The organism is Streptosporangium sp. NPDC087985, from assembly GCF_044741965.1.
GTDB lineage: Bacteria > Actinomycetota > Actinomycetes > Streptosporangiales > Streptosporangiaceae > Streptosporangium.
The window spans coordinates 1-14,163 of sequence record NZ_JBIUTQ010000024.1 but is presented as its reverse complement, the minus strand read 5'-3'; the positions used below and the strand labels follow the sequence as shown (position 1 = coordinate 14,163).

At 66.0% G+C, this 14,163-nt stretch carries 16 protein-coding genes and 1 pseudogene; 7 read left to right on the top strand and 10 right to left on the bottom strand.

Features of this window, described 5'->3' with window-relative positions:
- The first annotated feature begins 559 nt into the window (after positions 1-559).
- The gene (locus ACIN94_RS29075) at positions 560-1,975 is read left to right on the top strand and encodes a M14 family zinc carboxypeptidase (protein ID WP_400712789.1); all 1,416 of its coding nucleotides are present in this window, start codon (positions 560-562) and stop codon (positions 1,973-1,975) included.
- 178 nt (positions 1,976-2,153) lie between these two features.
- Entirely contained in the window at positions 2,154-3,044 is an 891-nt protein-coding gene (locus ACIN94_RS29070) for a MurR/RpiR family transcriptional regulator (protein WP_400712786.1), read from the top strand.
- Between the two features lie 339 nt (positions 3,045-3,383).
- Here ACIN94_RS29070 and ACIN94_RS29065 read toward each other — a convergent pair whose 3' ends face one another.
- Entirely contained in the window at positions 3,384-3,722 is a 339-nt protein-coding gene (locus tag ACIN94_RS29065) for a hypothetical protein (protein ID WP_400712783.1), read from the bottom strand.
- A gap of 86 nt (positions 3,723-3,808) precedes the next feature.
- Between ACIN94_RS29065 and ACIN94_RS29060 the strand changes: the two genes are divergently transcribed.
- Positions 3,809-5,281: a hypothetical protein gene (locus ACIN94_RS29060; protein ID WP_400712780.1), complete on the top strand. Its 1,473-nt coding sequence runs from the start codon at positions 3,809-3,811 to the stop codon at positions 5,279-5,281.
- A 471-nt stretch (positions 5,282-5,752) separates the two neighbouring features.
- Complete coding sequence (locus ACIN94_RS29055) at positions 5,753-7,288, top strand: S8 family peptidase (protein ID WP_400712777.1); 1,536 nt, start codon at positions 5,753-5,755, stop codon at positions 7,286-7,288.
- Between the two features lie 693 nt (positions 7,289-7,981).
- Here the strand turns inward: ACIN94_RS29055 and ACIN94_RS29050 are convergent.
- The 5 genes from ACIN94_RS29050 to ACIN94_RS29030 all read right to left on the bottom strand — a co-directional run bounded on the left by ACIN94_RS29050 (position 7,982) and on the right by ACIN94_RS29030 (position 10,615).
- Positions 7,982-8,971 carry an NAD(P)-dependent alcohol dehydrogenase gene (locus ACIN94_RS29050; protein WP_400712774.1) on the bottom strand — a complete coding sequence of 330 codons (990 nt, stop codon included), beginning with the start codon at positions 8,969-8,971 and terminating at the stop codon, positions 7,982-7,984.
- Positions 8,968-9,201, bottom strand: coding sequence for a helix-turn-helix transcriptional regulator (locus tag ACIN94_RS29045; protein ID WP_400712771.1), 234 nt, complete (start codon positions 9,199-9,201; stop codon positions 8,968-8,970). Before ACIN94_RS29045 ends, ACIN94_RS29050 begins: the two co-directional genes overlap by 4 nt.
- Positions 9,195-9,557, bottom strand: coding sequence for a hypothetical protein (locus tag ACIN94_RS29040; protein WP_400712768.1), 363 nt, complete (start codon positions 9,555-9,557; stop codon positions 9,195-9,197). Before ACIN94_RS29040 ends, ACIN94_RS29045 begins: the two co-directional genes overlap by 7 nt.
- A gap of 439 nt (positions 9,558-9,996) precedes the next feature.
- Positions 9,997-10,317 carry a pyridoxal-phosphate dependent enzyme gene (locus tag ACIN94_RS29035; protein ID WP_400712948.1) on the bottom strand — a complete coding sequence of 107 codons (321 nt, stop codon included), beginning with the start codon at positions 10,315-10,317 and terminating at the stop codon, positions 9,997-9,999.
- Position 10,318: 1 nt separating this feature from the next.
- The gene (locus tag ACIN94_RS29030; protein ID WP_400712765.1) at positions 10,319-10,615 is read right to left on the bottom strand and encodes a hypothetical protein; all 297 of its coding nucleotides are present in this window, start codon (positions 10,613-10,615) and stop codon (positions 10,319-10,321) included.
- Positions 10,616-10,801: 186 nt separating this feature from the next.
- On the opposite strand from ACIN94_RS29030, the gene ACIN94_RS29025 reads away from it, so the two are divergent.
- Positions 10,802-11,491, top strand: coding sequence for a DUF4386 family protein (locus ACIN94_RS29025; protein WP_400712762.1), 690 nt, complete (start codon positions 10,802-10,804; stop codon positions 11,489-11,491).
- A gap of 88 nt (positions 11,492-11,579) precedes the next feature.
- On the opposite strand, the pseudogene ACIN94_RS29020 reads toward ACIN94_RS29025, so the two are convergent.
- Positions 11,580-11,744, bottom strand: a pseudogene (locus ACIN94_RS29020) (transposase); the annotation flags it as partial.
- A 22-nt stretch (positions 11,745-11,766) separates the two neighbouring features.
- Here ACIN94_RS29020 and ACIN94_RS29015 point away from each other — a divergent pair.
- Both ACIN94_RS29015 and ACIN94_RS29010 read left to right on the top strand, forming a co-directional pair.
- Complete coding sequence (locus tag ACIN94_RS29015; protein ID WP_400712759.1) at positions 11,767-12,033, top strand: zinc ribbon domain-containing protein; 267 nt, start codon at positions 11,767-11,769, stop codon at positions 12,031-12,033.
- 86 nt (positions 12,034-12,119) lie between these two features.
- A complete protein-coding gene (locus ACIN94_RS29010) occupies positions 12,120-12,344 on the top strand; it encodes a hypothetical protein (RefSeq protein WP_400712756.1) in 225 nt (74 codons plus the stop codon).
- Between the two features lie 329 nt (positions 12,345-12,673).
- On the opposite strand, the gene ACIN94_RS29005 is transcribed toward ACIN94_RS29010, so the two are convergent.
- The 3 genes from ACIN94_RS29005 to ACIN94_RS28995 all read right to left on the bottom strand — a co-directional run bounded on the left by ACIN94_RS29005 (position 12,674) and on the right by ACIN94_RS28995 (position 13,966).
- Complete coding sequence (locus tag ACIN94_RS29005; RefSeq protein ID WP_400712753.1) at positions 12,674-12,925, bottom strand: hypothetical protein; 252 nt, start codon at positions 12,923-12,925, stop codon at positions 12,674-12,676.
- Positions 12,926-13,151: 226 nt separating this feature from the next.
- Positions 13,152-13,640: a hypothetical protein gene (locus ACIN94_RS29000; RefSeq protein WP_400712750.1), complete on the bottom strand. Its 489-nt coding sequence runs from the start codon at positions 13,638-13,640 to the stop codon at positions 13,152-13,154.
- A complete protein-coding gene (locus ACIN94_RS28995; RefSeq protein ID WP_400712747.1) occupies positions 13,640-13,966 on the bottom strand; it encodes a PadR family transcriptional regulator in 327 nt (108 codons plus the stop codon). The genes ACIN94_RS29000 and ACIN94_RS28995 overlap by 1 nt, the downstream gene beginning before the upstream one ends.
- Between the last annotated feature and the right edge of the window lie 197 nt (positions 13,967-14,163).

The following is a 14,163-nucleotide window of genomic DNA, read 5'->3' as shown; positions in this document are numbered from 1 at the left end:
ATCCGCACAGCAGGACACGGTTCAAGACAGTGAAACACTGCCCGGTCCTCCATGATGAATTCGGCACGCCGAAGACGCCCGGCCGTTCTGCGTCAAGTTCTTCGAATACAAAACCTGCAAACACCATAATTCGAGCATCGGGCTTCATGTGCCGTCACCATGCATACCGATATGGCGCAGGCGATTCAGGATAGACGATCGAGAAGTTCTGGTCCGTGAACCCGCAGCGGTCCACCCGGAGGCCGGCGCCGCCCAGGCTCTCTGCCGGCCCGCCCCGCCGGTTGACTCCGGACTGTGACGACACCGTCACCCCTGGCATTCCGCGCGCGTTCGCGAAGACCCTTGGCGGAGAGGGTTGACATGCATACATTCATACCCAAGACTACCTGAAACTTTGCAATCAACGGCCGATCGGCGGATATCCAAAAGCACTCCCGAAAGAACGCACGGGGGAAAAGGGCGCGTTTCTGGTTCCAGTTCGTCCGCAGTTAGAAAGGGTTCCCCCATGTCTTCAAGAGGTTCGCAGCCGCCCATGGCCTGGAGCACCAAGAAACGCGTTATGACGCTTGCGTTGAGCGTCGGACTACTGGGAGGTCTCAGTATTCCGGCAGCCGCGACCAGCTTCGCCGAGTCGGTCAACACCGAAGCGGTCCTCCAGCTGGTGGCCGAGCAGACAGCAGGTCTGCCCAGCGGCCGGACCACCTACCGGACGATCACGGACTACAACAACGAGATGCTCGCGTTGAGCAGACAGCACCCCGATCTCGTCAAGCACATCACGCTGCCGCACAAGACCCGTCAGGGCCGTGAGGTGTACGGCATCGAGGTGACCCGCGATGTCAACGCCGCCGACGGCAAGCCCGTCCTGTTCATGATGGGCATCCACCACGGGAACGAATGGCCCTCCGGTGAGCACACGCTGGAGTTCGCCTACGACCTGGTCAACAATGCCGGGAAGGACCCGAAGATCACGCGTCTGCTCGATCAGGCACGGGTCATCTTCGTCCCGGTCGTCAACGTGGACGGGTTCATGATCAACCGGCGCACCAGCTGCGGCCTCTCGCCGACGTGCGCCAGCAGTGCCGGGATCGACATCAACCGCAACTACCCCTTCGGCTGGGGGAGCAACGCGGGTTCCAACGCGACGACCCGCGGCCCGGGGCCGGGTTCCGAGCCCGAAGTGCAGAACGTCATGGACCTGACCACGGCCAACCAGGTCACCGTCCTGATCACGAACCACACCTCCGGCCACACCCTCCTCCGTCCGCCGCTGGAGAAGCGCGCGGGCGACACCCCGGACGAGGCCGTCTACGCCGCCCTGACCGACGCGATGGCGGCCAAGAACGGCTATACGGGCATGAAGTCGGGCTTCGACTACGAGACGACCGGCGAGACCCCGGACTGGTCGTACTACGCCACCCGCGGCCTCGGGTTCACCTTCGAGATCATGAAGACCCAGTCGACCAACAACACCTACCCCGAGGTGATCGAGGACTACCTCGGCACCGGTCGCTACGAGGGCAAGTCGAACCGCGAAGCGTTCATGGTGGCCCTGGAGTACGCGGCAGACCCGGCGGCGCACTCCGTGATCACGGGCAAGGCGCCGAAGGGCGCGGTCCTGACGATCACGAAGGACTTCGACCTGTGGACCGCGCCGATCCGGCAGGCGAACAACGTCATCGACCCGCCCCAGGCGGTCCCCACCCACCTGGAGTCCAAGCTGGTCGCCCCGACCAACGGCAAGTTCACCTGGCACGTCAACCCGTCGGTGCGGCCGGCCCCCGCCTACACCGAGACCGGCGTCATCGCCACCGGGCCGGGCAAATTCCTCCAGGAGAGCTGGACGCTCACCTGCGCCCGCCCGAGCGGCGAGGTTCTCGAGACGGTGCACGTCACCGTCGACAGGGGCGAGCAGGTTGATGTGAGACTGCAGGAGTGCAAGACACGCTTCAACGGCAACGGTCCGAAGAACTAAGCGCTCGTCATCCCACACCAACGAGCCGGGCGGTCCCTACAATGGGCCGCCCGGCGCCGCTTTGAGCCCACGGAAACTTCGCGATTCATGAAGTCACGCGGCCAATCCGATGGCCTCGCCCGCCGGGCGGTGAGAGCCATCGCTGGGTCTGTCACTCCACGGAGAAGGGAAGTGTTCAATGGGGCACGCCAGGGAGACCGGCCAGCCGCTCGCCGTGCCGGACGCATCGCGGATCGCCGCGGACCTGCGCGGGCTCTTCGGCGACCACCGGCTCTCCCCATCGCAGCGCCGGATCGCACGCTACCTGCTCGAACACGCGCAGGAGGCCGTCTTCTTCACCAGCGCCGACATCGCCGAGCGCGTTGGCGTCAGCCAGCCGTCGGTCACCCGCTTCGCCGCCGCGCTCGGGTTCAGAGGGTTCCCGGAGTTCCGGGACGCGCTCCGCTCATCCGTGTTCGGCGGCCCGCGGCAAGCGCCGCCCGCTGAGGACCTAAACGAGATCCAGGAACTGGTCAACTCCGAGATCCGCGACCTCGAGCGGCTGCGGGACGGTCTCGGGGATCTCAGTCAGCTCCGAGGGGTGGCCGGTCAGCTGGCCAGGTCGCGTCCGCTCCTGGTCATGGGAGTGCGGATCTCCGCACCGCTGGCGCATCTGTTCGGCTACCTCGCCGAAAAGGTGCTCCCGGACGTACGCGTGCTGGACATCGCAGGCTCGACCTTGGAGGACCGGCTGAGCCGGGCGGCTGAATCCGGAGCCGAATGGGTGCTCGCCATCGGGTTGCCGCGCTACCCGCGCGAGCTGGCCCAGGGGCTCGTCTGGGCGCGGCGCGTCGGGCTGAAGGTCGCTCTCATCACCGACCAACCGGTGGGCCAGCTCATCGACCTCGCGGACGAGGTCCTGCTCGCGCCGGTGAGCTCCGACTTCGCGTTCGACTCCCACGCCGGTCCCACGGTTCTGTGCACCGCGCTGCTGCACACCATGCTGGACACCCTCGCCGCCGAAGGGCAGGCCCAGCTGGAGGCCTTCGACGACAGCGCGACGGAGCGCCAGATCTTCCTTCCCTACTGACCGGCGAGCGCACAGCCCACAGCCGCAGGTCATGGCGCCAGGACGCTAGCAGACCGAGATGTGATCCGTCATGGCGGCTGATCTGCGGTGACCTTCTAGAAGGCGTTCTGAGCTGGGCTTTCGGCGTTCGCTGGTTCTCATCGTTTCACGCTGCTTCTCGCGCCCATGTGCTCTGGCTGTGCCCTGCCCTCCCAGATCTGGGTGATCTCCGAAGCCGGATCCGGTCACCTGCGGAAATGGCTCGATCATTTTGCTGAGCAGGGACTACGCCTGCGGTCGTCTCGCGTCAATTCTCACTGGTTTTGGCGCTTTCACGGAACAGCGACGGAACAAGGCATCTCATCGGCCGGACGGCCATGGCTGATCGGCCCGCAGGTTCATCGGGCGCAGCCGGCCCAGTTCCTCGTGGAACTCCCGCTCGCCGATCTCGTACGGAGTGAACTCGTCGAGATCCAGCCGAGCGTAGGTCAGGCCGCCGTACCGGTCCTCGTCATGCTCCGCGTCATAGGCGATCACTATGCCGTTGACGTAGACTTCGACCTGCACATGAGCGTCTCCCTCGGCGTCGAGCGCCAGGTAGAACGTGGACGTTCCCCAGCTCGCGTACTGATCTCCCCGGTCCTCGTTCCACCCCCGCCGGAAGTACCTCACCTCGCCGGTGTCCTTTCCCAGCGGCATCACCCCCATGAGGGGCGCGGAGACGGGAGCGCGTAGCCCAACCAATGAACGCGATCTTGTCATAGGCGGTTGCTACCTTCCTGACCATGATGAAGGTCGGAGACGTCGCGGCCATGCCCCTTCCGCTGGGCGGCTACGGTGCGTGCCAGGTGAGCAGGGTCAGCGATGACGGGTGGGCGACGGTGTGCATGCTCGACTGGTACTCCGACGTGATGCCCACGCTGAACGACCTCGCCTCGACCGGTCCTCTCATCCTCACTCACCACAACTGGCGGAAATGGCCGGAAAGACCGGCGGCCCTCAGGGTCAACAGCTCTCTCCCTCCGCCACCTGACCTCCTCTGGCTCGGGCAGATGCCCATCCTGCCCGGCGTCCCTCAGGAGACCAACGCCTATGGCGTCTGGGAAAACGTGCCACTGCCGGCCGTCCACCAGCGGCAGTGGGACCTGCAGGTGCCCACAGACGCCAAGACGGCCTACAACAACCCCACCCATGACCCGGTCATGGTCGATCTCGGCGACGGACCGCAGACCATGTACGCCACGATGTCGGACCTCGACCTCCCGGCTCATCTCCCCCAGGTTCGCTGGCCGGCCCTGGACACGCTGCCCTGCCTGACCGACCTGAGATACTCCGGTCCCGATCGCGGCCTCACCGAGGCTCTCACCACCCGCCCCCTCATCGATCAGCTCACCTGGGACGATCCACCGAGCACCGTCGATCTGAGCACAACGCACCTCACCACGCTGACGATCTCCGGCACCGGGCTACGGCACCTGCGCCTGCCGCCCGGGCTGATGACCCTCCACCTGACGGGTGAACCGCCCAAGGCCGTCGAAGCAGCCGAGGAAGGCCGATGGATCCGGCTGACCATGACCTCATCGGCCCATGCCGTCCCAAGCGGCCTGCACGGAGTTCGCGATCTCGACCTTCAGGTGGCGGGTGACCTGTCACTGGCCACGTTGAGAGCCCTGACCGGCCTGGAGTCGCTGCACCTGCGGTGGGATCGGCCGCATGGCCGGCTGCTGGACGCCTCCGACCTGAGCGGCTTCCCGCGGCTGCACACCCTGCGGCTCACCGACGCCTACGGCATCGACGCCCCCTGCCTGCCGCTCCCCGCGACGTCCCTGCGCCACCTGAGCATCGATGGGATCCGGCGCAGCCAGGCCAGGCTTCTCAAGGCCCGCTACAAGGGCACGCCCGTGCACGTGACCGTCTGGGGCGCCAAGTCCGACGCCTGGCTGGCGGCCAATGTCGACAACCCGTTGCGTGACTGGGTCGATGACGACGAACGGGCGGGCGCCGCCGCGTGCAAGGCCTACGCGTCCGCCCTTCGCGCCATCGGCCACCTGTCTGCCAACGATCCCGCCGTGGCGGCCGAGGCGCGGCCGATCCTGCAAAACCTCGTCGAGAAACTCAACAGGATCGACGAACGCTACGGGATCATCGACACGCTCCGGCGAGAACAGGCCGCGGACGCGTTCTTCGCCCTGGCGCGACGCGCCGGGGTCCCGGATTCCGGGGCTGCTGACTGGTTCGACCAGTGGCGCGACTTCTAGCCTGTAACAGCCGCGCGCCTTCTGATCCGTAGGAAAGGGCACGACCCTCGTCCTGCTCGGCCGGTAGATGCGAGCCGGTGAAGTGTGACGGTATGAGATGGAATTACTGTACATCCTACCATACAGCAACATGCCCGGTGTGGGCCGCGGCCAGGCCCAGCAGGTGCCGGTACAGCTCCGTGTCGCGCATACCCCGATCCTGCGCCCCGGCGCTTGATCACCCCCACCGTACCCACACGAAGCCCGGAAGCGCCATTCGGAAGATGACCATCTTGTGCGCTTGATCGCCGGCCAGCAGGTTGATCCGGTCAGCCTTCCTTGTTGGTGAGCTCTTGAACAATTCATGGTCGGGTTGTTACTGTCACCAACCAACTCCAAAGGTTGGTTTCGGGGCTATTTCGGGCTTTCGGAATCTGGGCCAGCCAGACCGCGGCGATGGGTGCCGCGGCATCACCGTTCAAGGAGCAACGCATGCAACATTCCCTGCCCAAGCGACGCCTTACGGCCACCGCCGCGGCGTTCGCCATGGTGGGTGCCGTCTTCCTTGGAGGCGCGACCGGCTCGGCCAGCGCGGACGCCACCGACGAGCCGACGTCGACACCGGTCAACGTGGACATCCCCGACGGGATGCTCATGAGCTACGTCGTCAACGCCCGGATCGCCAACCCCGGCCAGACTCGTCTCGTTGAGCGCGCGGTCGAGGCCGCCGGAGGTGTCGTCGTCCAGTCCTGGCCCCAGATTGGCGTGGTCGTCGCCCACTCCGACCGCGCGGCCTTCCGCGCGAACGTCACCGCCAAGGGTGGCAACGCGGTCGCCTCCGTCGGCGCCACCCGCACGGCCGGGGTCTCCGAGGGGACGCCGACCGACCTGGCCCCGCCGTGGGGCCCCGGCGCCAACGGTTACAAGAAGGGTGCCAAGAAGCCGGACAACGGCGACATCCCGTCCGACCCGCAGCCTGGCGAGGGCCTCGACCCCAACGAGGGCATCCAGTGGGACATGCAGATGATCAAGGCCCCGCAGGCGCAGGCGACCTCCGACGGCAACCGCAACGTCCTCGTCGGGGTGCTCGACAGCGGCATCTCGCCGACGCACCCGGACCTCAAGGCCAACATCGACGTCGCGAACTCGGTCAACTGCACTAACGTCGGCCGTCCGGACCAGACGCCGTTGGCTTGGCGCCCGACGACGAGCGACCACGGTACGCACGTCGCCGGCACCATCGCCGCCGCCCGCAACAACATCGGCATCGTCGGTGTCGCGCCGAACGTGCGCATGGCGGCCGTCAAGGTCGTCAACGACGACGGCTACATCTACCCGGAGTACGCCATCTGCGGCTTCGTGTGGGCGGGCCTGAAGCACATGGACGTCACGAACAACTCCTACTATGTCGACCCGTTCGAGTTCTGGTGTGACGACCAGCCCGACCAGGCCGCCAGCAAGGAGGCCGTCCGGCGCGCCGTGGGGTGGGCCACCGAGCAGGGCGTCGTCCACGTCGCTGCGGCCGGCAACTCCAACTACGACATGGCCAACAAGACCGTGGACAAGGGCAGCCCCAACGACGCGCTGAGGCCGACCGTGCGCACGATCAACAACCGCTGCAACGACATCCCGGCTGAGTTTGACGGTGTCGTGACGGTCGCATCCCTGCAGCGCGTGGGCACCACGCTGGACAGCGTCCGGTCGTCCTTCTCCAACTACGGCTTCGGCAAGATCGACGTCGCGGCTCCCGGCTCGTCGATCTACTCGACGACGTGGAACACCCGGACGGGGGCCGACGGCTACGGCACCAAGAGCGGTACGTCGATGGCGAGCCCGCACGTCGCCGGCGTCATGGCGCAGATGAAGTCGGCGCACCCGTCCTGGTCGCCGGTCAAGATGATCAGCGAGCTCAAAGCGCGGGCCGAATCCAAGCCGTGCCCGCAGAACACCGTGGCCTGCATCGGCACCGTCGACGACAACAGCTTCTTCGGCGCTGGTGTCGTCGACGCCCTCGCGGTCATCGAGTGAGCTGACCCTGGTATCACCTAAGTGACACCACCACGCTGGGCCTGCACTGTCATGACGGTGCAGGCCCAGCGCCATACGGCGACCAGGAGTTGGACCAGACGACCCAAGATCGCTTTTCCGCCAGCGCGCGAGGTTGCGTCCATGGAGGTGGTGTACGAGCACGAAAAGGCCCTTCGGGATCAGGCGCATTCGAAGGGCCTTTGACCTGCTGTGCGGCCGGAGCTACTCGAAACCCCAACCTTCTGATCCGCCTGAAAGATCAGTTTTGATGTGCGTGGCGGCCTGCTCATGCGGCAACTGCACCACAGTGCCTCGGTCCTGCTCGTCTTTGGGACCGTCGTCTGGGCTCTGCTCAGCCGGTTCCGATACGCTCTCGCGGCACTGGGCTTGGGTGTGCTCGCCGGACTCTCCGGCTACGGCGCCGTCGACGACCTGCTGTCCGGGACCATCCTCGGGAAACTGCCTATACCCACGTGGTACGGGCTGCAACCTGCACGAGTAACGCGATATCGCGTGCATGGCGAGCCTCAAGAGAAGAGCGGAGCTGTTCGGTGGCGAGGAGAGCGACCGCCGGTTCAGCGGTCCCGCGACCGGTGATGAGCGGCGCTTGTTCGCGGACGTCCCGGGTGCTCAGCGCGCCACGCTGGAGCGGAGGAGTTCCAGGCCAGGAAGGCCGAGTCGCTGGTCCGTGAGTCAGGCCGTTCCCGCCAGGGTGACGACGACCTTGCCCGCGGGGTGCCCTCCGACGAGGTGGCGGATCGCGTCGGGTGCGCCGGCGAGGGGATAAGCGCGGTCGACGACCGGGGTGACGGTGCCGGATTCCATGAGCCGTCCCAGTTCCTCCAGATCCTCGGCGCGCTCCCTGGCGGTCAGGCCGCGCAGCCGCTGACTCACGAACATCGAGACCAGCGGCGCTCTCAGCTGGCGCTCGAAGCCTCCGGACAGCGGATACCTGTCGTGCCCGCCCCCGACGATCACCAGCGTCCCGCGCGGGGTCAGGGTGCGCCGCAGCAGGGACAGCGGCCGGTTCCCGGCGGTGTCGATGACGACGTCGTAGCGTGCCCCATCGCGGTCGATCTCGTCACGGGCGTAGTCGATGACGTCGTCGGCGCCGAGCGATCGCACGAGGTCGGCCTTCACCGCACCGCACACGCCGGTGACGCTCGCGCCGGACGCCTTGGCGATCTGCACGGCGAACGATCCCACGCCTCCCGACGCCCCGATCACCATCACTCGCTGCCCCGGCCGTACGCGGGCGCAGTCACGGACGCTCTGCAGCGCCGTCATCCCCGAGACCGGCACCGCGGCGGCCTGCTCGAACGACAGGCCGACCGGCTTCGGCGCGAGCCGTCCCTGCGGCGCGCTCGCGTATTCGGCGAACGAGCCGCTCTCGCACGTGCCGTACACCTCCTGACCTGGCCGGAAACGGGTGACGCGGGCGCCGACGGCAGCCACCACCCCGGCGACGTCACGGCCGCGCACCGGGACCTTGGGCCGGCGCAGCCCGAACCCCATGAGGCGCATGAGGTACGGCCGGCCGGTCATGAGGATCCATACGCCCGGATCCACGCCGGCGGCGCGGACCTCGACGAGCACCTCGTCGTCGCCGATGGACGGCCGGTCGACGTCCCGCAGTTCGAGCACGTCGGCCGGGCCGTACGCGTCCTGGACGATGGCCTTCATGCCGTCTCCTCGGGAAGGTCGGGGTACTGGAACACGTCGTCGAGCGGAACGCCGAACACCTGGGCGATCCGGAAGGCCATCTCCAGCGAAGGGGAGTATCGGCCCTGTTCGATGGCGATGACGGTCTGCCGGGTCACGGCGATGCGCTCGGCAAGTTCGGCCTGGGTCATCTCGTCGTGGGCGAAGCGAAGCGCGCGGATGCGGTTCGTGACGCGGGTTGGCTTCACCACTGCGGAAAGCTCCTGCGATAAACGACGATCTTGGTGATCGAGCCGAGGACCGCCGACAGCACGAAACAGAGGTAGACCACGTTGGCGATCCAGAACCGGTCCCACCCGGCCATCGCCATGAGCATCGCCGCCACCGCGCCGATGACGACGAACGACTGACCGGTGTATTCGCCGAGCCGCCCGATTTCTCTGTCCCGCACGTCTTTGACGCGGGACGCTCGCGGGTTCACGATCGCCGTCCCGGTCTCGGCCGCGACTGCCGCGACGATCGCCCCGCCAACCGACCACATCAGGGCGGCGGCATACGGCACGGCGGGCAGCGGGCCTCCCTCCGCCCGGTTCAGGATGACGACCACGTACGCGGCTTACGCGAGCACGCCGACGACCAGCCTGATCCACGCACGTTTCTCCTCGTGTGTCATTCCCAGCCCCTCGATGTACAAAATCTTTGACATCGCAAACGTAGCGAATCTTTGACCTCATGTACAGAACTTTTTACATCCGGCCGATGCCGGAGGAGGTCGGCCGCCGACGGTCATGCGCTCGGCACCGATGGCCTTCGGCTTGCACAAAATGTGCATCTCGGGGCGGAGCTCCCTGCCGGAGGCGAGAAAGGACCTCAACCCACTACGGCGACCGGCGACTCACGTGATCACGTTCCTGATCACTGATCTGAAGCCTTGAGGCCGACGCAGGCTCTTGATCGCCTCAAACCAGTCCGCCATGTACCGTTCCGCAGCATCCATGGCGTGCTTTCCCGACCCGCGCAGCAACGCGGGCCTACTCGATGACCAATCAGTCGATCACCCGGGAAGGTACGCCCTTCACATCCAACCCGAAGCTGACCGACAGGTCTTGGGCATTGCTCCGGCGTGCCACATCGAAGGCGATCTCGCCAACTCGCCGAGCTCCAAGCGAGTCGGCGGCAACACCCGAGACCGGAACGTCGGTCGGTTGCCCGATGTCCAGCGCGGATCGAAGAGTGGGCGCGGTCTCAGGCTCGCCTGCGACAACCCGTACGGGACGGTCCTCCAGGGCTGCCGCCACCCCCGGCATGAGGCCGCCGCCGACGGCGACGACCACGGTGTCGACGGGGTTCGTGGTCTGCTCAAGCAGCTCAAGGGTCAGGATGCCTGCCCCGCCGCGATATCCGGCTGGTCGTAGGCATGGCAGTGTGGCAGTAGAGCGCGCCCGTCCGCTTCACGTACTTCTCAGCGGCCGCTAACGCCGTCGCGTACTCGATCCCAGGGGCGATGGCCTTCGCGCCGTATGCCTCCAGGCGAGCCACCTTGACCGGCGGGGCGTTCTCGGGCACGAACACGATCCCGACAGACCTCTGACAGTCCCGGAAGCGCCGATGTCTACACCCGTGAACCGCGCTCGTCCGCGACGCCCGCGAGTTCGTGCGCTCCATCGGACGCGGTGCTCCTTCTTTGCGATCGACCGTCGGCGTCCGTGATAACGGCGGATAGCCACCGTCCTCGCTTCCAGTGCCACACGTGTTGACCGAGAACTGGCGGTTTCGCCGGTGCGATCCCACCGCTTGGACCGGAGTGTGGGAGTCGCCCACACACCTACGAAACGAGGGAGCGACACCATCATGATCGACTGCAAGACGTTTCGCCTTCCGGCAGTCCTGCTTGCAGTGGGGTTCATCTCCTACGTGTTCATTGGCCTCCTCCACACCGGCGGGCCGGCCAACAACCACAAGGCGGTGTTCGCCGACTACGCCAGGAGCGACAGCTGGGCCGTTGTGCATCTCGGCCAGTTCGCCGGCATGGCAGTGATCATCGCCGGCCTACTCGCCCTCTACTTCGCTCTTGACGTCAGAGCTGGAGGCGCGGCCTGGGTGGCGCGACTGGGAGCTGTCTCTGCGGGGGTGGCGCTTGGGCTCTACGGCGTCCTGCAGGCGGTGGACGGGGTCGCCCTCAAACAGGCCGTTGATGCTTGGGTGAGCGCGCCGGCAGCGGAGAAGACGGCCCACTTCGCCAGCGCTGAGACGGTTCGGTGGTTGGAGTGGGGCGCCAGGAGCTATCAGAGCTTCATGTTCGGTCTCACCTTGATCCTGCTCGGCAGCGCAGTGGCCTTGGCGGCGAGGCTGCCGAGAGCCCTTGGCTACCTGATGGGGCTGTCCGGTCTTGCCTACATCGTGCAGAGCTGGGTGCTAGGTTCCGACGGCTTCTCGGCAACCAACACGTCCACAATCCTGATCGGCTATGTCCTCATGCTCGCCTGGATCATTTGGCTCGTTGTGGTCGCCTGGCGAACAAAGGAGACAAAGGAGTCGTGAACCACATGTTGACGTCGCGCCAACCGTGACCCCGTGGCGGCGGGCGGGTTTCAGGGTGGTTTCGCATGATCGTCGCAACAGCGATGGCTCATGATTGCAGACGTTCAGCGAACACGGCGGCCGGCGTGCGCCAGCCGAGGGCCCGTCTTGGCCGATGATTGAGAAGGTTCTCGACGCGGGTCAGATCGGCAGGGGTGAAGCGGCCCAGATCGGTGCCCTTGGGGAAGTACTGACGTAGCAGGCCGTTTGTGTTCACGTGTTCGGGTTGTGGCGCGGTGAAAGCCAAGCTCGCCCTGTCCGAACGCACCTACACCTGCGCGGCGTGTGGTCTGGTCCTGGACCGGGATCTGAACGCCGCCCGTAATCTGGCCGCGTTGGCGGCCGACGTCGCCCAGAGTTGCGGGGAGACGCCAAACGCCCGTGGAGGAGCGGTAAGACCCGGCGCCCGCGCCGGGCACGCCCCGGTGAAACGGAAACCCCGGCAACGGGGAACGCTGCCCCGGCAACGCGGCAGCTCGCTGGCTCTCACCGAGAAACACTGAGAATCAGCGAACGGGAGGCGTTCGGCCTGGCCGTCGACGACGTCGACTTCCTACGTGGCATCGTCCATGTACGCCGACAGGTCAAGTTGCTCGGTGGCAAGCAAGAGCAGGTCTTCGCTCCGCCGAAGGGCGGCAAGCTACGTGACGTCCCGCTCCTGGAGAGCGTGGCACTGCGGCTCGCCGCCCACATCGAGGCCGTCGGCTCGCCGGAGCTGACACTGCCCTGGCGCACACTGGACGGCCCACCGCATACGGCACGGCTGCTCTTCAGCACGTGCCGGAAACCCGGGATGTGCCCTCAAGAAGGGTGACCGTCTACGTAACCGCAGGTCAGGCCGCCAGAGCACTAGTAGACCGAGATCTGATCGGCTATCCACTCTGATCTGCGACAGCCGTCTCATCATGCCTGTGAGCAGCACTTTTACCACTCACCGGTTCTCATCGTTGCGCGCTGCTTCTCGCACTCGTGTGCCCTGAGTGTGCCCTGCCCTCGTAGATCTGGGTGATCTTGGATGCCGGGTGCCATCACCTGTGGAAACGGCTCGATCATGTCGCTGAGCAGGGATCACGCCTGTGGTCATCTCGCGTCACTTCTCGCTGGTTTCGACGCTCCCACGGAACAGCGACGGAACAAGGAGCCTCATCGACCAGGTGGCCATGGTCGATCAGCCCGTAGGTTCATCGGGCACAGACGGCCTAACTCCTCGGAGAACTCCCGCTCGCCGATCTCGTACGGAGCGAACTCGTCGAGATCCAACTGAGCGTAGGTCAGGACACCGTACCGGTCCTCGTCGTGCTCCGCGTCGTAGGCGATCACCGTGCCGTCGGCGTAGACCTCGACCTGCACATGGGCGTACCCCTCGCCATCGAGCACCAGATAGAACGTGGACATCCCCCAACTCGCGTACTCGTCTCCCCGAGCCTCATCCCATCCTCGCCGGAAGTACCTCACTCCATCAGCGTCCTCTCCGAACCGCGTTACCCTGGCCGGAGAGAAGAGGGCACCCATGAGCGCAGAAGCCTGGCGCCGGCTCCGGCCACAGCTCGTGCTCGGGCAGAGAGTACCGGGAACCGTCCTGCCCCGGGTTGATTGGGCGGAAAAGCCGTACCTGACCGCCTCAGGTCATGATGCGTCCGACACCCTCAAGCCCATATCGATCACATGCCCGACGTCTGGTCGCGATCGCGCTCTGGTAAGCGAGCCCGAGAGCCACAGGGATCGGCCAGTTCATCAGTTCTATACCGTTAGCGCGGAGGAACGCGTCAATGCTGGCAAGCAGCGGAACGATCAGCATGAACCGCAGGAACGAAGTGTGGAAGAAGTACAGCTTGCTGCGGAGGTCGTCGCGGACCCACATCCGGTATTGGTCGGACACAAGCCTGCCGAACAGCCGGTACAGGATCCACTGTCCGGCAGGGGGATGGTCTCTGAGCCGGGTGAGCAGCCCGCCGCGGACGATGTCGAAGCTGTCACGCGGGCTGGGTCGCGTCCGCCCTGGTGTAGCGAGGTCCAGCAGGGTGCCCAGCAGCTCTTGGCCCCGATGCTCGCGAAAACGCGGCGGGTAGGTGCGCATCAGCAGGCGGCAGCGCCGCTCGTAGGCGTCCATCACATCCCCATTCCGAGCTGGAGTCGGAGTCGGCGCTGAGCGGTGGCGGCCAGGCGGGCGAGTCGGACGGTCTCCTCGGCCAGGATGTGACGGCCGTGGCCGGTCAGGTCGTAGTAGCGGCGGTGGCGGCCATCGACGACTTCTTCTTTGACCACGGTGACCAGGCCTTCTCCGGCCAGCCGGTCCAGGGCGCCGTACAGGGTGCCCGCGCCCAGCCGGATGCGGCTTTCCGACAACTCCTGGACCGTTTTGATCACGCCGTAGCCATGAAGGGGCCCGTCGGAGAGCGCCAGGAGCACGAGGTAGCTCTGCTCACGTAGTGCCATAGCTGATATATATCGTTAAGCAGACTATAGAGCAAGATCGGGTTTCGACTCTATGGGCTGCAGAACACGCCCTACGTGTTGGCTCAGTTCCTGGCAGGACCGTCCGCTTTTCAGTCTTTGATGTGGCTGCGCGCACGCCCTGCGGGCGTGAAAATCGGGGGTGGTTGCCCGCCGACGTCGAGTCCGCCTGGTGCCTG